15 protein-coding genes are annotated in these 19,173 nt (G+C 69.2%); 5 read left to right on the forward strand and 10 right to left on the reverse strand.

From position 1 onward, the window contains the following. Positions 1-69 precede the first annotated feature (69 nt). The 4 genes from rplI to rpsF form a co-directional block, all read right to left on the reverse strand. The gene (rplI, locus tag ACQVFL_RS30150) at positions 70-516 is read right to left on the reverse strand and encodes a 50S ribosomal protein L9 (protein ID WP_117228246.1); all 447 of its coding nucleotides are present in this window, start codon (positions 514-516) and stop codon (positions 70-72) included. Positions 517-530: 14 nt separating this feature from the next. Continuing rightward, positions 531-770, reverse strand: a complete 240-nt coding sequence (rpsR, locus tag ACQVFL_RS30155) for a 30S ribosomal protein S18 (protein ID WP_007073789.1) — start codon at positions 768-770, stop codon at positions 531-533. A gap of 41 nt (positions 771-811) precedes the next feature. Beyond that, entirely contained in the window at positions 812-1,351 is a 540-nt protein-coding gene (locus tag ACQVFL_RS30160; RefSeq protein ID WP_350698000.1) for a single-stranded DNA-binding protein, read from the reverse strand. Between the two features lie 80 nt (positions 1,352-1,431). Next, a complete protein-coding gene (gene rpsF / locus ACQVFL_RS30165) occupies positions 1,432-1,722 on the reverse strand; it encodes a 30S ribosomal protein S6 (protein ID WP_117228245.1) in 291 nt (96 codons plus the stop codon). A 588-nt stretch (positions 1,723-2,310) separates the two neighbouring features. Between rpsF and ACQVFL_RS30170 the strand changes: the two genes are divergently transcribed. Both ACQVFL_RS30170 and ACQVFL_RS30175 read left to right on the forward strand, forming a co-directional pair. After that, entirely contained in the window at positions 2,311-3,102 is a 792-nt protein-coding gene (locus ACQVFL_RS30170; protein ID WP_431728147.1) for a deoxyribonuclease IV, read from the forward strand. After that, on the forward strand, positions 3,099-5,507 hold the full coding sequence (locus ACQVFL_RS30175) for a hypothetical protein (protein ID WP_431728148.1): 2,409 nt from the start codon (positions 3,099-3,101) through the stop codon (positions 5,505-5,507). Before ACQVFL_RS30170 ends, ACQVFL_RS30175 begins: the two co-directional genes overlap by 4 nt. 15 nt (positions 5,508-5,522) lie before the next feature. Here the strand turns inward: ACQVFL_RS30175 and ACQVFL_RS30180 are convergent, their stop codons facing one another. The 3 genes from ACQVFL_RS30180 to ACQVFL_RS30190 form a co-directional block, all read right to left on the reverse strand. Then, positions 5,523-7,034, reverse strand: a complete 1,512-nt coding sequence (locus ACQVFL_RS30180; protein WP_396697495.1) for a glycosyltransferase family 87 protein — start codon at positions 7,032-7,034, stop codon at positions 5,523-5,525. Between the two features lie 155 nt (positions 7,035-7,189). Continuing rightward, positions 7,190-10,093: a transglycosylase domain-containing protein gene (locus ACQVFL_RS30185; RefSeq protein WP_396697497.1), complete on the reverse strand. Its 2,904-nt coding sequence runs from the start codon at positions 10,091-10,093 to the stop codon at positions 7,190-7,192. A gap of 196 nt (positions 10,094-10,289) precedes the next feature. Next, entirely contained in the window at positions 10,290-10,745 is a 456-nt protein-coding gene (locus ACQVFL_RS30190; RefSeq protein WP_396697499.1) for a DUF5318 domain-containing protein, read from the reverse strand. Between the two features lie 174 nt (positions 10,746-10,919). On the opposite strand from ACQVFL_RS30190, the gene ACQVFL_RS30195 reads away from it, so the two are divergent. Together ACQVFL_RS30195 and ACQVFL_RS30200 are read left to right on the forward strand one after the other, a co-directional pair. Next, positions 10,920-11,558 carry a PadR family transcriptional regulator gene (locus tag ACQVFL_RS30195; protein WP_396697501.1) on the forward strand — a complete coding sequence of 213 codons (639 nt, stop codon included), beginning with the start codon at positions 10,920-10,922 and terminating at the stop codon, positions 11,556-11,558. A 23-nt stretch (positions 11,559-11,581) separates the two neighbouring features. Then, positions 11,582-12,661 carry an inositol-3-phosphate synthase gene (locus ACQVFL_RS30200; RefSeq protein WP_350698100.1) on the forward strand — a complete coding sequence of 360 codons (1,080 nt, stop codon included), beginning with the start codon at positions 11,582-11,584 and terminating at the stop codon, positions 12,659-12,661. A gap of 147 nt (positions 12,662-12,808) precedes the next feature. Here ACQVFL_RS30200 and ACQVFL_RS30205 read toward each other — a convergent pair whose 3' ends face one another. From ACQVFL_RS30205 to ACQVFL_RS30215, 3 genes are all read right to left on the reverse strand, one after another. Further along, positions 12,809-13,288, reverse strand: coding sequence for a methylated-DNA--[protein]-cysteine S-methyltransferase (locus tag ACQVFL_RS30205; RefSeq protein ID WP_396697503.1), 480 nt, complete (start codon positions 13,286-13,288; stop codon positions 12,809-12,811). A 202-nt stretch (positions 13,289-13,490) separates the two neighbouring features. Continuing rightward, positions 13,491-15,557 carry a S8 family serine peptidase gene (locus tag ACQVFL_RS30210; RefSeq protein WP_431728149.1) on the reverse strand — a complete coding sequence of 689 codons (2,067 nt, stop codon included), beginning with the start codon at positions 15,555-15,557 and terminating at the stop codon, positions 13,491-13,493. Positions 15,558-15,808: 251 nt separating this feature from the next. Then, entirely contained in the window at positions 15,809-17,269 is a 1,461-nt protein-coding gene (locus tag ACQVFL_RS30215) for a CCA tRNA nucleotidyltransferase (RefSeq protein ID WP_396696271.1), read from the reverse strand. Between the two features lie 125 nt (positions 17,270-17,394). Between ACQVFL_RS30215 and murJ the strand changes: the two genes are divergently transcribed. Then, a complete protein-coding gene (gene murJ, locus ACQVFL_RS30220; RefSeq protein ID WP_396696273.1) occupies positions 17,395-19,146 on the forward strand; it encodes a murein biosynthesis integral membrane protein MurJ in 1,752 nt (583 codons plus the stop codon). The last annotated feature ends 27 nt before the right edge of the window (positions 19,147-19,173 follow it).

Genomic DNA, 19,173 nt, shown 5'->3' on the forward strand with positions numbered 1-19,173 from the left:
TGGGTACGCGCATGCGACAGGGCCCGCACCGGTCGCCGGTGCGGGCCCTGTCGGTTACGTCAGCGGGGTTCAGCCCTGCACGACGTTGAGGTTGAACGTAGCGGTCACCTCGGGGTGCAGCTTGACCCGCACCGGGTGCGACCCGATCGACTTGATGTGGCCGGGAAGCTCCAGCCGACGCCGGTCGAGTGCCGGGCCGCCGGCCGCCTTGACGGCGTCGACGATCTCGGCGGAGGTGACCGAGCCGAAGAGTCGGCCACCGTCGCCGGCCCGGGCCTTCAGGTTGACCTTGAGACCTTCGAGCTGGCCCTTCACCTCGTTGGCGTGGCCCAGATCGCGGATCTCCCGTGCCGAGCGGGCCCGCTTGATCAGCGTGACCTGCTTCTCCGCGCCCTTGGTCCAGGCGATCGCGAAGCCCTGCGGGAGCAGGTAGTTACGGCCGTAGCCGTTCTTGACCTCGACGATGTCGCCGGGGGTGCCGAGCCCGGACACCTCCTGAGTCAGGATGATCTTCATGTCGGCGCCTCCTCTCAGCGGGCCGTGGCGGTGTACGGCAGGAGCGCCATCTCACGGGCGTTCTTGACCGCACGGGCGATCTGCCGCTGCTGCTGCGAGGTCACGCCGGTCACCCGCCGAGCGCGGATCTTGCCGCGGTCGGAGATGAACTTGCGCAGCAGCGCGGTGTCCTTGTAATCGATGTAGGTGATCCCGTCCTTGTCGAGCGGGTTCACCTTCTTCTTCGGCTTGCGCAGTGCCGCAGCCTTCGCCATTGCTCTTGCTCCTGGTTTACGATCACGGGCGCTCGGCGCCATTAGAACGGAGGCTCCTCGTCGAAGTTGCCGCCACCCGAACGGGAGGGGGCTGGTGCGGCCGAAGCCCAGGGGTCGTCGAAGTTGCCTCCGCCGCCGCCCTGGCCACCACCACCGCCGCTGCCACTGCCGCCGAAGCCGCCGCCGCTACCGCCGGAGCGGGACATCTTCTGCACCTTCGCCGTGGCGTAGCGCAGAGACGGGCCGATCTCGTCGACCTCCAGCTCGATGACGGTGCGCTTCTCGCCCTCGCGGGTCTCGTAGGACCGCTGGCGTAGCCGGCCCGACACGATCACGCGGGCACCGCGCTGCAACGACTCCGCCACGTGCTCCGCGGCCTGACGCCAGACGGTGCACGCGAGGAACAAGGGCTCGCCGTCCTTCCACTCGTTGGACTGCCGGTCCATGTACCGGGGCGTCGAGGCGACCCGGAACTTGGCGACGGCTGCCCCCGAGGGGGTGAACCGCAACTCGGGGTCATCGGTCAGGTTGCCGATGACCGTGATGGTGGTGTCTCCTGCCATGACCAACTCCTCGCGCACTCAACCGTTCCGGCGTACAGGTTCTCAGAACCCTCCGACAGCACGGGTGAGGCTGTTCCGGGTGGGGCTTGGTGGATTGCTTAGCGCATCTCCGGCCGGATGACCTTGGTGCGCAGCACGGACTCGTTGAGACGTAGCTGGCGGTCCAGCTCGGCCACCGCCTCGGGCGACGCCTGAAGGTCGACGACGGCGTAGATGCCCTCGGCCTTCTTGTTGATCTCGTACGCGAGGCGCCGGCGGCCCCACACGTCGGTCTTCTCCACCGAGCCACCCGCGGTCCTGATCACGTTCAGGTACGTGTCGAGCGACGGGGCGACGGTGCGCTCCTCGAGGCTGGGGTCGAGGATCACCATGATCTCGTAATGACGCAAGACGTGCTCACCTCCTGTGGGCTAAGCGGCCACGGTCCTTCCGTGGCAGGAGGTCGTGCGTCGTGGCCCGCCCCGCACCGGGGGAACCCGACCGGGAGCGGACAACCGGACCAGGATACCCGGCCCGGACGATCACCATCACCGAGGTGACCGGCACAGCGAACCGGGGGTCCGCGTCGACGTCGCTGTCGACCCGGACCCCCGGTCACGGGACCGCGGGGCGCCCCGTCCGCATTCCTTGGGTGGGACCTGGGGAGGAACGACCACACCGATGAGGTTGGACGGAAGACGCCCCGCGGAGCTTTATCACGTTGTTACTTGACGATATCCCGGAAGTCAGCTCTTCATGGGGCAAATCCCAGAATTACCGACATTTTTCTCTGTCGACAGCCGTCGACGTCCTGCCGTGCCGATACACCCGACCGGGTGCGGTCGGACATCGACAGGCGGCCGGTCCGCCGACACCGGGATCAGGAACGTCCGAAGCGCCGGATCCATCGGTATCAACGAGTTCCGGCGGGTGCGGTGACGCCGTCGGGCCGGTGGGCGTCACCCCGACCGTCGGTCCCGGGACGTAGGCTCCCCTGCATGCGTATCGGAGCCCACGTCGATCCGACCGACCCGCTGGCGGAGGCGACCGCCCGAACGGCCGACGCCGTGCAGTTCTTCCTCTCCGACCCCCAGGGTTGGAAGGCCCCACAGCCCCGTGCGGACGCCGAACGGCTGCGCGCCGCCGAGGTGGAGGTCTACGTGCACGCGCCGTACGTGGTCAACGTCGCCACCGGCAACAACCGCATCCGTATCCCGAGCCGGAAGCTGCTGCTCGCCCACGCCCGGGCCGCCACGGCGATCGGGGCCAGGGGGCTGGTGGTGCACGGTGGTCACGTCAACGCGGGTGACGATCCGGCCAGCGGCATCGAGAACTGGCGCAAGGCCCTGGCCTACGCAGCCGACTCCGGTGGTTTCGGGCTGCCGGTGCTGATCGAGAACACGGCCGGCGGCGAGAACGCCTGCGCCCGTCGACTCGACGCGCTCGCCCGGCTCTGGGACGTCATCGGCGCGTACGACGTGGGCTTCTGTCTCGACACCTGTCATGCGCACGCGGGTGGCGAGGAACTCCTCGGCCTGGTCGACCGCGTGAAGGCGATCACCGGACGGGTCGACCTGGTGCACGCCAACAACTCCAAGGACGCGTTCGACTCGGGCCGGGACCGCCACGACAACCTGCGCGGCGGCACCATCGAACCGGACCTCCTGGTGGCCGTGGTCCGGGCCGCCGACGCCCCGGTCATCGTGGAGACCCCCGGCGGTGCCGACGGCCAGAGCGGCGACATCGCCTTCCTGCGTGGTCAACTCGGCCCGGAGGCGTCGGCGGAATGACCACGGATCAGTCCGCCACCGGCGGCTCACAGTCGGCCCCGCAGGACGGCGCTGCGGCCGAGCCGCCGACCTCCCGCGCATCCACCGAGATGCCGCCGAACACGACGGCCACGAACGCAGGGGCCGACAGCGGCGAATCCGGGAAGACCCCCGCCGGTGCGAGCAAGGCGACAAGCGACGCGGACGAGGTCACGCCCGCCCGGGCGGGCGTGACCGCCGACGAAGGCACGACCGCCGGGGCTGGTCCTTCCGACAGCGCCGCCGAGAGCAAGGGCGTGACCGCCGACGAAGGCACGGCCGACCATGCCACCGCCGGTGAGGACGCGAAGGTGTCGCCCGGCGGCCAGAAGGCCCTCGACGGCAAGAGCGTGTCCGACAAGGACGCTGCCCTCGGCGCGGATCCGGGCGCGACCGGCAGCAAGGACACCGCCGACGGCAAGGACTCGGCCAACAAGTCCGAAGCGAGCATGGACGCGACGAGCAAGGACGCGACGAGCAAGGACGCGACGAGCAAGGACGCGACGAGCAAGGACGCGACGAGCAAGGACGGGATCGACAAGGTCGCGACCGACAAGGACACCGGCGACTCGGACGAGGAGAAGGACGACAAGGGCGCCCCGGACGACGAGAAGGCGGACCCGTGGGCCGCCTTCGGGCCGGCACCCGTGCCGGTACCCACCTGGTACGGACGAATCGGTCGCCGTCTCGGCCGATTCGCCATCCACGAGTGGACCCTGGCCGCCCTCGGATCGCTGGCACTGGCCGTGTTGATGACCTGGCCGACGCTGCGCTATCCACGGCACACCCTGCCGCAGGACTACTGGGACCCGAGCCTGCAGGCATGGCAGATGGCCTGGTCGGGACACATCCTAAAGACCGACCCGGCGCAGCTCTGGCACGCCAACACGTTCTTCCCGGAGCGGTGGAGCTTCGCGTTCTCCGACACGCTGCTCGGGTACGCCCCGGCAGGCATGATCGGGACCGGCCCCGAGCACGCCCTTCTGCGCTACAACATCATGTTCGTGCTGGCCCACGCGCTCGCCACGTTCGGCGCGTACGTGCTGGCGCGACAGCTCGGTGCGAGCCGGATCGGGTCGGCGGTGGCCGGGGTCAGCTACACCTACGCGCCGTGGTTGCTGGCGCAGGCCGGTCACCTGCACGTGATCTCCAACGGTGGCATCCCGCTCGCACTGGCCATGCTCGCGCGGGGCCACGGCTGGTCGCTGCGGCACGGCTACCGGCCCGAACGCCGTAGCCCCGGTTGGGTGTACACCGGTTGGCTGGTCGCCGCCTGGCAGTTGAGTCTCGGTTTCGGCATCGGCCTACCGTTCGCGTACGTCCTCGCCGGCACTGTCGTGGTGGCAGGCGTCGTCTGGTACGCCAAGCGCATCTTCTGGCGGGTGAAGCGGCCGTTCGGTCAGCGGCTGCTGACCGCCGACCTGATCGGCGGCCTGATCTTCGCCGGGGTCGGCATCCTGCTGGCCATCCCGTACTTCACGGTGACCCAGCTCCACCCGCACGCGGAGCGCTCCATCGGCGACATCGCCGTCTTCTCACCACCGCTGACCGGTTTCGTCACCGCTCCCGGCGAGTCCCGCGTCTGGGGCGAGTTGCACGAGGGTGCGCGGGCGATCCTGCCCTGGCACCCGGAGATGACGCTGCTACCCGGCTTCGTGCTGTACGCGCTGGCCGCCGGTGGTCTGTTCTTCTCGATCTGGACCGCCCGCCAGCGTCTGCTGCTGTTCCTCGGCGTGCTGGTCACAATGGTGTTGGCCATGGGCACCGAGTTCTTCGGCGGCACGTACACCTACGTACCGCTCTTCGAGCATCTGCCCGGCTGGAACGGCATCCGTACGCCGGGACGGCTGATGCTCTGGACCACCCTGCTGTTGGGGCTGCTCGCGGCGGGTGCGGTCAGCGCCTTCGCCGAGCGGGTACGAGAGATCTCCGCCGAGCGGATCCCGTCCTGGCCGAGCCCGTGGCTGCGGTTGGCCACGCTGGTCCCGCTGTTCCTGGTCCTCGCCGAGGGGACGAACACCACCCCGCAGCCGGTGGTGCCGTCGCAGCCCGCCGCGATGCGTGAAGTCGACGGTCCGATGCTGGTGCTGCCCAGCAGTCAGGGCCACGACCAGCCGGTGATGCTCTGGTCGACCTCGCGGTTCCAGCAGGTCGTCAACGGCGGCAGCGGCTTCGTCCCACGACAGTTGGACGACGTCCGCCGGGTCACGATGGCCTTCCCCGACCAGACCAGCGTCGACTACCTGCGCACCCTGGGCGTGCAGAACGTCCTGATCCTGCGGGACCAGGTCGTCGGCACGCCCTGGGAGATCAGCATCGACGCGCCGGTCGACGGGCTCGGCATCACCCGTGAGGAAATCGGCTCGGTCGTCGTCTTCCGTCTCTGAGTGGGCCGGTGACGGTCAACCGGTGGTGACAGGGACCGGGGCGGGATCGGTGGTGGTGCGGCGGCTTCGCCATCGGTCCAGCCAGGGCGCGTCGGGAGCGCCGTCGATCACACCGCCGTCCGGGTCGTCCGGGTAGGTGCTGCGGACCGCGTCCCGTTCGGGGTGCAGGATCTCCCGGATCACGAGCACGCACAGGACCACCACCGTGGTCAGTCGCAGGCCGGCGGCCAGCACGAAGACGCCCTCGGGGAAGACCGGTCGGCCGGTGGAGGCCCCGAGCAGTTGGCCGTAGAACGCGACGAAGTAGCAGAGTTCGGCGGCCTGCCAGGCGAGAAACGCACCCCACTTGGGCCGGGCCAGCACCACCAGCGGCAGCAGCCAGAGGACGAATTGCTGCGACCAGACCTTGCTGAAGATCAGGAAGACGGCGACCACCAGGAAGGCGAGTTGGCCGAGTCGGGGTCGACGCGGCGCCAGCAGCCCGAGTGCGCCGATGCCGAGGCAGGCCAGTCCGAAGAGCACGTACGACAGGTTGTTGAGCACGGGGATGTTGGCGTCGAGCCACTGGAAGGGACCCATGCTCGCCGGGTCACCGACCTTGCCGTCCAGGTAGCGACCGATGTACCACAGCGTGCCCCAGTCGATCGGGCGCTCGGTGTTGAGTTCGAAGAAGCGTTTCCAGCCGTCCCTGGTGGCTTCCGGTATCGCCACCGGCAGGTTCACCGCCAGCACGGTGACCACCGCCGCCCCGATCGCGGTGAACGCCGGGCGGAGCCGGGCGGTGCGGAACGCGAGCACCAGGATCGGGCCGAGGATGAACAGTGGCCACATCTTCGCCGCCCCGGCCAGCCCGAGCAGGATCCCGGCCAGGACGGGTCGGCTGCGTGCCCAGGCCAGCAGCCCGAACGCGCCCAGTCCGATGGCGAGCAGGTCCCAGTTGACGGTGGCGGTGATCAGCAGTGCGGGGGCCAACGCGAAGAGTGCGGCGTCCCAGGGTCGTCGTCGGCGTAGCGACAGCAGCACCGCCACGGTGGCCACCGCCAGCGCCCCGAGCACGAGCACGTTCAGGTTGTAGAACCACTGCCCCTGGTTGATCTGCGGGTTGCCCTCGCCCACGGCGTGCACGGGCAGTCCCAGTGCCCCCATGAAGTACCCGGTCAGCACCGGGTACTCGACCGGGTGGTCCCGGTAGGGCACGGCACCCTCGTGGAGCCGCTCCGCGTAGTAGAGCGCCAGCACGTCGGTGTAGCAGAAGCGGGTGTACTGCTTGTTGTCCACCCATGCGCCGTCCTGGCAGGGCGACTTCTGCACCCAGTGCAGGGCCAGGGTCAGGCAGGTGAGCGCCAGAACGATGCGTACGGCCGTCCAGAATCGGCGCTCCGAGCCGCTCTGGCGGTCGCGTGCGGTGGCGTGGTCACCGAGCGGGCCGCCGATCAGCCCGGAGAGACCCCGCACGAAACCGTCGGAGCGGGACGGGTGGTCGGGGACACCGGGTTCATCGATGCCGGGCGTCGACTGGGTGCTCATGACCGTGCATCCTGCCGTATCAGTTGACCGCACAGAAGCCGAACCACGGCACCGCCCACGGATCAGCCGTCGACGGACGCCGATCGACCAGGGGCCATGAGCGCCGCGTGGGCGGCCCGAACGAGGTTCGGACCGCCCACCACGTGGACCGGTTGTCAGTCCCGGGTGCTTCTCGGTGGCAGCAGACCACCGCCGCCACCACCCGGTCCCCCACCGTTGTTCGGTGGATCGAACTGGTTGCCCCCACCTGGACCGTTGTTGCCGCCACCGGGTCCGCCGCCACCGGGTCCGCCGTTGCCCGGACCACCGGTGATGCCGCGCTCCAACAGACAGGGCAGGTCGGTCGGGTCACAGTTGTTCTGCCCGGCCGGCGGCGTGGGCGGTGGCGGCGGTGGCGGTTCCTCGCCGTTGCCCAGTTTGTCGTCGCCGACGCCGGTCACGTTCGGCAGGTCGCTGGGGTCGAAGCCCTTGAGGGCGTCGTCCATGTACTTCTTCCACACCGCAGCCGGGAAGCCACTACCGCCGACGTTGTTGCCGTTCTTGTCGACGATGGTCGGCTTCTTCGGGTCACGGCTGCCGACCCAGACGGCGGTGGCGACGTTCTTGTCGTAGCCGACCATCCAGGCGTGTGCGTTCTTGTCGGTGTTGTTGTGTTCCCAGGTACCGGTCTTGCCGGCCGCCTGCCGGCCGTTGCTCAGCCCGGCGTTGCTGCGGCCCGGGATCTCCTTGAGCACGGCGGTCACCTCGTCGGCGACCTCCGACCTGATCACCTGCGTGCCGCCGCCCTTGGTCAGCTTCTCACCGGCGACCTTGTCCCACTTGCCGGTCGCCTTGTTCTGCTTCTCCACCACCCGGACGAAGTGGGCCTTGTTGTACTTGCCGCTGTTGGCGAGCGTGGCCAGGCCGTTCGCGTGGTCGAAGACGGTGATCGGGTACTGCCCGAAGCCGATCACCCGGTCGAACGTCTTCTTGCCGAGCTCCTCCGGCTTGTTCTTGGTCAGGTCGTACGGCTTCGGCGGGTCGACGGACCAGATGGTCCGGATGCCGGCCCGGCGGGCGATGTCGATGACCTTGTCCTCACCGACCTGCTCGGCGATGTGGAAGAACGGCACGTTGTACGACAGCACGGTCGACTCCTGCAACGTGCAGGACTTGTTGCAGCTCCGCCGGACGTCGCGGCCGGCGTTGACGATCTCGTTGGCGTAGCCCTCGGGCTTGAACGGGGTCGCGTCCCAGCGCGACTTGACCGAGATCCCCTCGTCGATCGCCGCCGCCAGCGTGTAGACCTTGAACGACGAGCCCGGCGGATGACCGCCGACGATGTCACCGTTGCTGTTGGTGTTCATCCCGGCGTAGTCGAAGTCCGCACCGCTGTTGCCGCCGTAGTAGGCCAGCACCCGCCCGGTCTTCGGGTCGATGGAGACCGCCGCCGCCATCAGGTTCTTCGGCTGCCCGTAGAGCACCGAGCCCTTGCGGTCCGGCCGGGCCGCCTCTTCCAGGGCCTTCTGCATCTTCGGGTCGATGGTGGTGGTGATCCGGTAGCCGCCCTCACGCAGCTCCGTGACGCAGTTCGGCTTGTCCGGAGCGCCGGAGTTGGAGCAGATACCCCACTCCTCCATCTCCTTGCGCACGTAGTTGATCACGTTGCCGACCGGGGTGGCGACGCCGAACCCGTTGTCCTTCTTGATCTTCTGGACCTTCGGGTACTCGGTCGGCCGCTCGGGCTTACCGGGCGCGCCCAGCCAACCCTCCGCGACCATGCCGTTGATGACGTACTCCCACCGGGACTTGGCGTCGACCTCGTTGACCTCCGGGTCGTACCCCTGGTGGGTGGCGCTGGCGACCGGCTGTTTGATCAGCGCGGCGAGCACCGCCGCCTGCGCCGGGGTGAGCTTCTCCGTGGTGGTCTTGAAGTAGGTCTGTGCCGCCGCCTCGATGCCGTACGCACCTCGACCGAAGTAGATCACGTTGAGGTAGTTCTCCATGATCTGCTCTTTGCCGAAGTTGTCGTTCAGCTTGGAGGCGAGGATCGCCTCCTTCACCTTCCGGCCGTAGCTGTCGTCCTGGAGGTTCTCGTAGGCATTGCGGGCGTACTGCTGGGTGATGGTCGAGGCACCTTGCCGGTCTCCGCCGGAGAGGTTGTTCCAGGCGGCCCGGGCGATGCCCTTGTAGTCGACGCCGGAGTGCCGGTAGAAGTTGCGGTCCTCGGCGGCGGCGACGGCATGCTGTACGTGTTCGGGGATCTTGTCGATGGTGACGAAGATCCGGTTCTCGTTGCCGAGCCTGGCCACGACGCTCTTGCCGTCCTTGGCATAGACCGCGGTGGAGAGCGGCAGGGGGATCTCCTTGGGCAGCACCACGTTCGTCGAGTAGTAGGTGAATCCGACGACGCCGATGCCAGCCAGCATGATGAACACCGCGAAGCTGGCGATCAGCATGTTCATCCGCTTGCGCTTGCGGGCGCGGGACACCGCGTTCGGGTCGCGACCACCACGACCGGGACCGGCCGGACCACCCGGGCCGCCAGGCCCGCCGGGTCCACCGGGACCGCCGACACTGGCCCGGGCCACCGCGGCCCGACCACCTCCACCGCCGACGGCCGCCGCACCGACGCTCGCCCGGCCGGCCGACGCAGCCCCCACGGAGGCGGCACCGACGGAGGCGCGTCCGGCAGGCCCACCCGGCGCCGGGCTCACCGGCACCGACGCCCGGCCGGACCGACCGGGGGCGGGGGAGACGGGAACCGAGGCGCGGCCCGGTGCGGCCGGCGAGACCGGCACCGAGGCCCGGCCGGGTCCGGCGCGACCGACGGAGCCGACCGGCGCCGCACCGGCGGGGGGCCCGCCACGCGGCGGCACGCTCGCCGACCCGCCGACGGAGGCCCGACCACCGACCGAGGCGCGGGCCGAGGGACCGGACGACTCCGGGCCGCTCGACCAGTTGCCTCCGTGCGGTTCACCACCCGGGTAGCGGTACGCGTCGTCCGCCTGCCCCGGGTCGTCCTGGCCCGGAATCCGGGCCCGTCCGCGCGAGGAGCTGGGATCGCCGTACGAATTCATTCCTCACACCCTGCCGTCGCGGTGGGGCGCACTCGCACCGCCACCGGTTTGCCGTGAGTTGGGACACCCGAACGCGGGGCACGGGGGTGCCGCCACAGTGGTGCCACATCCGAATCAATCGGACTATTCAGACCTACAAGCCGTCGGTCGCCCCGGTCGCGTGCAGTACGGCCGGGGCCGGCCGATCGAGCTCGATTCACCGTTGCGCCTCTCGCCTTCGCCGGGCGCCTGCTCCACTGGCGGCAGCCACCCCACCCGACGCCTCCTGCTCCGACTCGCCACCGGTCAGCCCGTCCCGCCCGAGCAGGTACTGCTCGACGAGATGGTTCCAGTCACAGCCGAGACACACCTCCACCACGAAGACCTGGAACTCACGCAGCGTCATCGCCAGCACGGACAGCTCCGCCACCGTACGGGCCTGGCCGGCAGACTGCTTGAGCTCGTCGCCATAAATGTAATGGACGTGCGTAAGGTTCTCGCTCCGGCAGATCGGACAACGCTGGTCGGTGGACTCGCCGTGGAAGCGGGCCGCGTTCTTCAGGTAGGGAGACGCGTCGCACAGGTCATAGGTGCCGACGCGACCGGCGAGGAGTTCACGCAGCAGCGCTCGCTTTCGAAGCGAGTAGTCGACGACCTGGCGCTGCGTACGCATGCGGCAAAGGGTACGCGGTCTCGTCTGACGGGGCGACCACCGTGACGATCCGTGATGCGAGGACCCCGGAGCGAGGAGTTTGCCCACCGAGGTGTGAGACGCTACGGTGCGATGTATCGGCCCGATACATCGCGGCGGTTAGCGCTCCACGCACAGGGTAAAGGAAGGGTGGCCGTGCTCGAACTCGCCATCCTCGGCCTGTTGCAGGAGGCCCCGATGCACGGCTACGAGCTCCGCAAGGAGCTCGCCGCCAAGCTCGGGGCGATCCGTGCTGCGATCAGCTACGGCTCGCTCTACCCGACGCTGCGCCGGTTGCAGGCGGCGGGTTGGATCGCCGAAGCCGCCGAGACACCCGCCACCGCCGAGGAGGTTCCCGCGCTGACCAGCCGACGAGGTCGGGTGGTCTACACCATCACCGCGGAAGGAAAAGAACGCTTCGCCCAGCTCATCGCGCAAACCGGGCCGGAGACCTACGGCGACACCGGTTTCGGTGTGCACTTCGCGTTCTTCTCCCGAACCGACCGGGCGACCCGACTCCGAATCCTGGAAGGTCGGCGCCGCACGATCGAGGAACGTCGCGAGGGCCTTCGCGACATGCTGGGCCGGGCGGCCGAGCGCCTCGACGCGTACACCCTGGAGCTGCAACGCCACGGCCTGGAGGCCTGTGAGCGTGAGGTCCGGTGGCTGGAGGAGCTCATCGCCAACGAGCGCTCCGGCCGTGCCCCGACGGTCCCGCACGACGGGACGGCCGGTGGCCGACGAGAAGACAACAGCCCGCCTCCGCCTGGAGAGACCAGGACAGAGCGGCCGTGACCAAGAAGAAGGAGGCACACGCGATGGGCTCCGTCCGCGTCGCCATCGTCGGTGTGGGTAACTGCGCCTCGTCCCTCGTGCAGGGCGTCGAGTACTACCGGAACGCCGACCCGAACGACCGCGTCCCGGGTCTCATGCACGTCACCTTCGGCGACTACCACGTCTCTGACGTGCAGTTCGTCGCGGCGTTCGATGTCGACGCCAAGAAGGTGGGCATGGACCTCGCGGAGGCGATCGTCGCCAGCGAGAACAACACCATCAAGCTCTGCGACGTGCCGCCGACCGGCGTCACCGTGCAGCGCGGCCCGACCTTCGACGGCCTCGGGCAGTACTACCGCGAGATCATCAAGGAGTCGGACGTCGAGCCGGTCGACGTGGCCAAGGCGCTGCGCGACGCGCAGGTCGACGTGGTCGTCTCCTACCTGCCAGTGGGCTCGGAGCAGGCCGACAAGTTCTACGCCCAGGCCGCCATCGACGCGGGCTGCGGGTTCGTCAACGCCCTGCCGGTCTTCATCGCCTCGGACCCGGAGTGGGCGCAGAAGTTCACCGACGCCGGCCTGCCGATCGTCGGTGACGACATCAAGAGCCAGGTCGGTGCCACCATCGTGCACCGGGCCCTCGCGAAGCTCTTCGAGGACCGGGGCGTCGAGCTGCTGCGCACGTACCAGCTCAACTTCGGCGGCAACATGGACTTCATGAACATGCTGGAGCGCAACCGCCTGGTCTCGAAGAAGATCTCGAAGACCCAGTCGGTGACCTCCCAGGTGCCGCACGAGATGGCCAAGAGCGACGTGCACATCGGCCCGTCGGACCACGTGCCGTGGCTCGACGACCGCAAGTGGGCGTACATCCGCCTGGAGGGTCGCTCGTTCGGCGACACCCCGCTCAACGCGGAGCTCAAGCTCGAGGTGTGGGACTCGCCGAACTCGGCCGGCGTCATCATCGACGCCGTCCGGGCCGCGAAGATCGCCCTGGACCGCAAGATCGGCGGCCCGATCCTGTCGGCGTCGTCGTACTTCATGAAGTCCCCGCCGGTGCAGTACGCCGACCACGAGGCGCACGCCGCCGTCGAGGGTTTCATCACCGGTGAGGTCGAGCGCTGACGCGCTGACCACCAGCAGCACCGTGAAGGGCCGGGTCCATGAGGACCCGGCCCTTCACGTCGTCCCCAGGCGACACTCGGACGTGGCACCGTGGGTGCTCTCGGCCCGGCGTGTCGACTTCCTACAGCGCCACGATTGCGTCGGTCGTCAGGACCAGGCGCGTTGCAGGGCTACGCGGGCCTCCAGCTCCAGCAGTTTGATCTTGCGGTCCAGGCCGCCGCCGAAGCCGACCAGCTTGCCGCCGGCCCCGACGATCCGGTGACACGGCACGATGACCGGGATCGGGTTGCGGTTGCAGGCCACCCCGACCGCGCGGGCGGCACCGGGATCCCCCAGCCGCCGGGCCACCTCACCGTAGGTCAGCGTCTCGCCGTACGGAATGAGGGTCATCTCCCGCCACACCGCCCGCTCGAACTCCGAGCCGCGCGGCACCGTCACCGGCACACCGAACCCGGTCAGCTCCCCGGCGAAGTACGCCCGCAGCTCCGCCACCGCACGCTCGGACGCCTCGTCGACGGGTTCCCGCGACCCGCCCGCCACCGCCGCGAAGTGCGTTCCGCACACGCTGTCGCCCTCGGTGGCCACCGAGAACTCTCCGATCGGCGAATCCAGCACGGTCCAACGCATCCCGCCATTGTCCCCCAGCCGCCCACCGCAACCATGATCGCGCTCGATCCGGGATCGAGTGGTGCTCCACGGCATGCGATGCCCCTCGATCCTGCATCGAGGGGCAACCCCGGCCCGGTCGACACACGCCGAACGGCCGGCGCCCGCCGGAGCGTCCCCCCGGTCGGGGTGCTCCGGCGGGCGCCGGGGGTGGTACGAGAGGTCAGGCTATGGCGAAGAAGAACTTCTCGCCGTTGCCGAGCCCCAGGTCCTCCCTGTTCCAGTTGATGTTCTTGCTGGAGATCAACTGCTTGTTGCCGGCCTTGCCTGCGGTGACCGCCTGGCCGTCCCGAGCGCCGAGGTAGACCGAGCCGTCCGGGTTGTAGTCCAGGAAGTCGAACGTCTGGTACGTGCCGGTCGACTTGCTGTTGGCGATCAGCGGCTTGCTGCCCTTGCTCGCCGCGATCACGTACCGGTTGTTGGCCAGGGCCTTGAGGTAGAAGAACCCGTTGCCCCGGTTGACCATCTGGTACTTGGTCGACTTGGTGACCGACTTGCTGGTGGCGATCAGCGGCTTGCTGCCCGCGACCACGTACCTGTTGCTCGCCTTGGCCTTGATGGTGACCACCGGGGCCGGCGCGTCGAAGGTGAACTTCTCCGAGGAGCCGACGCTGGTCTTGCTCGCCTTCAGCGACGACTTGCCGGACTTCGCCGCGGTGACGTACTTGCCGTTGGCCTTGGCCTTGAGGCTGACCGTCCCGTCGGTGTGGTGCACGATCGTGAACTTGCCCGCCGTGACGATCGTCTTGTGGCTGGCGATCAGCGGCTTGGTGCCCTTGCTCGGCGCGACCACGTACCGGCCAGTGCTCTTGGAGCGCAACGCGACCAGCCCGCTGCCCGCGTTGACCACGTCGTACCGCTGTGCGGTGCCCATGCTCGACCCGTTGTTGACCAGCGCCTTCTTGGTGCTGGCCGCGGTGACGAACTTGCCGTTGGAGCTGGCCTTCAATCCGTACCCGCTGCGGGCCTGGGTGACCGAGCCGACGGTGAGCAGCCGGTCCATCGAACCCTTCGGGTCGTACACCGCACCGGCGATGCCGGTGGTGACGATCCGGTCGCGGACCTGCTTCGGCTTCCACGTCGGGTTGCTGTGCAACAGGAGGGCCGCCGCGCCGGCCACGTGCGGAGCGGCCATCGAGGTGCCGCTCATCCCGACGCTGCCGGTGTTGTTGTCGTGCCGGGCCGAGACGATGCTGACGCCGGGGGCGAACACGTCGAGGCACTTGCCGTAGTTCGAGAACCACGCCCGCATGTCGATTTGGTCGGTGGCGCCCACCGTGATGGCGTCCGGCACCCGGGCCGGGGAAACGTCGCAGGCGTTCTGTGACTCGTTACCGGCCGCGATCGCGAAGGTGACGCCCGAGTCGATGGACTTTCGCACGGCCGCGTCGATCGCCGACGACACGCCACCACCGAGGCTCACGTTGGCCACGGCCGGTTGCTGTGCGTTCTCGGTGACCCAGTTGATGCCGGCGATCACGCTGTCGGTGGTGCCCCAACCCTCACAGTCGAGCACCCGTACGCCGACGAGCTTGACCTGCTTGGCAACGCCGTACTTGGCGCCGCCGACGGTGCCGGCCACGTGCGTGCCGTGGCCGTCGCAGTCCTCCTGCGGCGGCTCCGGCGTAGGATCACCCGGCTCGGGGTCCACGGGCGGCTCGGCGAAGTAGTCGTACCCCATGACGGCCCGGCCGCCGAAGTCCTGGTGCTTGGTGTTGATGCCGGTGTCCACGATGTACGCGGTGACACTGCTGCCCGTGTTCGGGTACTTGAAGCTCTTGTTCAGCTTCGCGGACGCCTGGTCGAGCCGGTCGAGTCCCCAGGACGGTGGGTTGCTCTGGGTGCCACTGGCCGACACCCGACGGACCGGTTCCACGTAGGCGACGGCCGGATTCGCCGCCACCTTCTCGGCCTGCTGCTTGCTCATCGAGGCCGAGAAGCCGCTCAGCGCCGTACCGAAGACCTGCCGGACGTTGCCGCCGTTGGCCCGGGTGAGCGTGGCGGCGATGGTCCGGACCGAGGTGTAGGTGGCCCGTTGGTCCTTCAGCACGACGATGTAGCGACCCGGCACGACGTCGGAGCGCTCGGTGCCGCGCACCTCGGCCCGCGCGGGCTCGTCAGGGGTGGTCGCCAGCGCGGCTTGGCCGCTGGCGACGGTGATGATGGAGGAGGCGGTCGCGAGGGCGAGCCCGGCCGCCGCCGAGCGGCGCAGTACGCCACGGCGTTTCACTAAATGATCTCCCCGTTGTGTCGACCGCGCCGGTGGGCCGGTCGGACGGACAGTGGATCGTCTCGCTTCGGCAGTGAATCTGCGAGCTGAAGAGACGTAGCAACATCATGTACGACCGCCGCAACGACCCGTCTCAACCTTTCGGTCGAAACGTCGGCGTTTCGTCGTAGCGTCCTGCCCCGACGGAACGAGCCACGATGGACGTCGGGTCGGCGCGGTGTCCGCGATGGCATGACGACGGCGGTCGGCGGTCAGCCGACGATGCCCTCCTCGCGCGCCCAGCGCAGCAGCTCGGCCTCGGCGGTGTCGCGATCCAGGGGCCCGCGCTCCAGGCGTAGGTCCTTGAGGTGCTTCCAGGCACGGCCCACGATCGGCCCCGGCGGTACGCCGAGCAACTCCATGATCGCGTTGCCGTCGAGATCGGGCCGGACCCGGGCCAGGTCCTCCTCGGCCGCGATCCGGGCGATCCGCTCCTCCAGCGCGTCGTAGTCGGCGGCGAGCTGGGCGGCCTTGCGGCGGTTACGGGTGGTGCAGTCGGACCGGGTCAGCTTGTGCAGACGGGGCAGCAGGTCACCGGCGTCGGTCACGTACCGCCGTACCGCCGAGTCGGTCCACTCGCCCCGACCGTAGCCGTAGAACCGCAGGTGCAACGCGACCAGCTCGGTGACCTTGGCGGTGACGTCCTTCGGGTAGCGCAGCGCCTTCATCCGCGCCTTGGTCAGCCGGGCACCCACCACCTCGTGGTGGTGGAAGCTGACCCGCCCGTCCGTACCGACCGACTTGGTGGCCGGTTTGCCGACGTCGTGCATCAACGCGGCCATCCGCAGGACGAAGTCCGGCCCGTCCTGCTCGTACGAGATCGCGTTGCGGACCACCGTGAGGGTGTGCTCGTAGACGTCCTTGTGCTGGGCGTGCTCATCGATCTCCAGCTTCAGGCCGGTCAGCTCCGGCAGGAAGCGCTCGGCCAGCCCGGTGTCCACCAGTAGCCGCAGCCCGGTGATCGGATCGGCTCCGGTGAGCAGCTTGGTGAACTCGTCACGGATCCGCTCGGCGGTGATCCGGTCCAGGTCGGCCGCCATCCGGCTCATCGCCGCGTGCACGTCCGGGTGGACCGCGAAACGGAGCTGCGCGGCGAAACGGGCGGCCCGCAGCATCCGCAGCGGATCGTCGCCGAAGGACTCGGCGGGCGTGCCGGGGGTACGCACCACCTTCGCCGCCAGGTCGGCCAGCCCGCCGTACGGGTCGGTGAACCGGTGCTCGGGCAGGCTCACCGCCATCGCGTTGACGGTGAAGTCACGCCGCCGCAGATCCTCGATCAGGCTGCTGCCGTACTGGACCGTCGGATTACGGGTGACCTGGTCGTAGGACTCGGCACGGAAGGTGGTGATCTCCAGCCGCAGGCCGTCGCGCTGGCAGCCGATGGTGCCGAACTCCCGGCCGGTCTCCCAGATCGCCTCGGCCCAGCCGCGTACGACCGCGAGTGTCTGGTCCGGGTGGGCGTCGGTGCAGAAGTCGAGGTCGTCGCCGAGTCGGCCGAGCAGTGCGTCACGTACCGAACCGCCCACGAGGTGCAGTTCGTGGCCGGCGGCGGCGAACCGGCGACCCAACTCGTCGGCGACCGGGGAGACTCGGAGGAGTTCGGCGACGGCGTTGCGCTGCGCGGCGGTGAGTTCGCGGCGGTCGGTGGTGTGGGATGCGGCGGCTTCGGACATCGGACCAGCAGCCTATCGGTCCAGATCGGCATCTCCTCCGCCGGGCGCGGGTAACAGGCCGGGGTTGACTAAGGTCTGTGGCGTGCGGGCCGGTACGGCTCCGGCGTACCCCTGGGAGGCACAGCATGAGCGGCGGGCTCTACCGCAGCGCGAACGCCGCGCAGGGCGGCGCGCCCGGCGGCCGGCCGGACGACGGTGCCACGTTCATCTCCGCCGACCCGCTGAACCAGCCGGCCGTCGAGTCGGTCGCGCCACCCCAGGAGCAGGTCGGCGAGGCCAGCGCCGCGACCAACAGCGCGGTCATGGCGATCGGCAGCCTGGTCAGCCGAGGTACGGGCTTCCTGCGCAACCTGGTCATCGGCGCGGCGCTCGGCGGGGCGTTGGTGGGCGACGCCTACACCACCGCGCAGATCCTGCCCGGAATGGTCTACGAGTTCCTACTCGGCGGCATCCTGACCAGCGTGCTGATCCCGGTGCTGGTTCGCCGACGCAAGGCGGACAGCGACGGCGGACAGGCGTACACCCAGCGGTTGTTGACCCTGGCGCTGCTGGCACTCGGCGCCGCCGCCCTGCTCGCGGTCGCCCTCGCCGCACCGCTGACCTGGCTCTACGGTGCCAGCGAGTCCGCACCCGGCTACTCGGGTCTGGTCACCATGCTGGCCCGGCTCATGCTGCCGATGATCTTCTTCTCCGGCCTGAGCGCACTGATCAGTGCCGTGCTCAACACCAGGGGCCACTTCGCCGCGCCGATGTGGGCGCCGATCCTCAACAACCTGGTGGTGATCGGCACCGCCGGCCTCTATATCGGGATCTTCGGTGCCGAGATCGTCGGCCCGGAGGACATGACCACCGGGCGGATCCTGCTGATCGGTGGCGGCACCCTGCTCGGCGTCGCCGTCCAGGTCGCCGGCCTGATGCCGGCGCTGCGCAAGGTCGGCTTCAGGTGGAAGCTGCGGTTCGACTTCCGCAAGCTCGGGCTGGCCGAGCTGGGCCGACTCGGCGCATGGATGATCTGCTACGTGGCGGTCAGCCAGATCGGCCTGATCGTGCTGTTCAACCTGTTGAACCGCGCCGGCAAGGAAAACTCCGCCGGTCCGTTGATCTACAACAACGTGTTTCTGCTGTTGATGACCGCGCACGGCATCATCGCCGTATCGATCATCACGGCGTTGATGCCCCGGATGAGCGCCGCCGCGGCCGACGGCCGGTACGCCGACCTCGCCGCCGACCTGTCCCGGGGCACCCGCACCGTGTCGGCCGTGCTCGCGCCGATCGCGGTCTGCTACGCCGTGCTCGCCACCCCGATCGCGTTCACGCTGTTCCGGTGGGGCGCGTTCGACGAGGACAACGCCAGTGCGACGTCGCTGGTGCTGCTCGCCGCCGCGCTGGCGCTGGTGCCGTTCGCGATCAGCCAGCTCTTCACCTTCGCCTTCTACGCACTGCCGGACACCCGCACCCCGGCGCTGATCAACATTCCGGTGGTCGCGCTACGGATCGGCGTGCAGATCGCGCTGTTCCTGGCCTTCTCGGCGAGCTTCGCGGGCGCCGGGATGATGATCGGCAATACGGTCTCCTACCTGGCCGCCGCCATCATCTCCGCCTGGCTGCTGCGGCCCCGAGTGGGGCGGATCGGGCTGGGTGCGATCCTGCGGACCCTCGGCCGCGTCGCCGTCGCCGCGCTCGGTTCGGCACTGGTCGGTCTGCTGGTGGTCGCTCTGCTGCCCGGGGGCGACACGCCGACTCGCCTGGAGGCGATCGTGCAGCTCGTGGTGGGTGGCGCGGTGATCGGCGGTACCTATCTCGGGCTGGCCACGGTCCTGCGGATCTCCGAGATCACCGAGGTGATCGGCATGGTCCGCAGCCGTCTCGGGCGTTGATCACCGACGTCGGGCACCGGTGCACTG

The organism is Verrucosispora sp. TAA-831 (assembly GCF_050780145.1).
Taxonomy (GTDB): domain Bacteria; phylum Actinomycetota; class Actinomycetes; order Mycobacteriales; family Micromonosporaceae; genus Micromonospora.

Bases quoted from the DNA above. Each gene is read 5' to 3' on its own strand.
- rplI (WP_117228246.1), bottom strand. From the start codon at position 516: ATGAAGATCATCCTGACTCAGGAGGTGTCCGGGCTCGGCACCCCCGGC.
- murJ (WP_396696273.1), top strand. From the start codon at position 17,395: ATGAGCGGCGGGCTCTACCGCAGCGCGAACGCCGCGCAGGGCGGCGCG.
- ACQVFL_RS30215 (WP_396696271.1), bottom strand. From the start codon at position 17,269: ATGTCCGAAGCCGCCGCATCCCACACCACCGACCGCCGCGAACTCACC.
- ACQVFL_RS30205 (WP_396697503.1), bottom strand. From the start codon at position 13,288: ATGCGTTGGACCGTGCTGGATTCGCCGATCGGAGAGTTCTCGGTGGCC.
- ACQVFL_RS30170 (WP_431728147.1), top strand. From the start codon at position 2,311: ATGCGTATCGGAGCCCACGTCGATCCGACCGACCCGCTGGCGGAGGCG.
- ACQVFL_RS30200 (WP_350698100.1), top strand. From the start codon at position 11,582: ATGGGCTCCGTCCGCGTCGCCATCGTCGGTGTGGGTAACTGCGCCTCG.
- ACQVFL_RS30190 (WP_396697499.1), bottom strand. From the start codon at position 10,745: ATGCGTACGCAGCGCCAGGTCGTCGACTACTCGCTTCGAAAGCGAGCG.
- ACQVFL_RS30175 (WP_431728148.1), top strand. From the start codon at position 3,099: ATGACCACGGATCAGTCCGCCACCGGCGGCTCACAGTCGGCCCCGCAG.
- rpsR (WP_007073789.1), bottom strand. From the start codon at position 770: ATGGCGAAGGCTGCGGCACTGCGCAAGCCGAAGAAGAAGGTGAACCCG.
- ACQVFL_RS30185 (WP_396697497.1), bottom strand. From the start codon at position 10,093: ATGAATTCGTACGGCGATCCCAGCTCCTCGCGCGGACGGGCCCGGATT.
- ACQVFL_RS30180 (WP_396697495.1), bottom strand. From the start codon at position 7,034: ATGAGCACCCAGTCGACGCCCGGCATCGATGAACCCGGTGTCCCCGAC.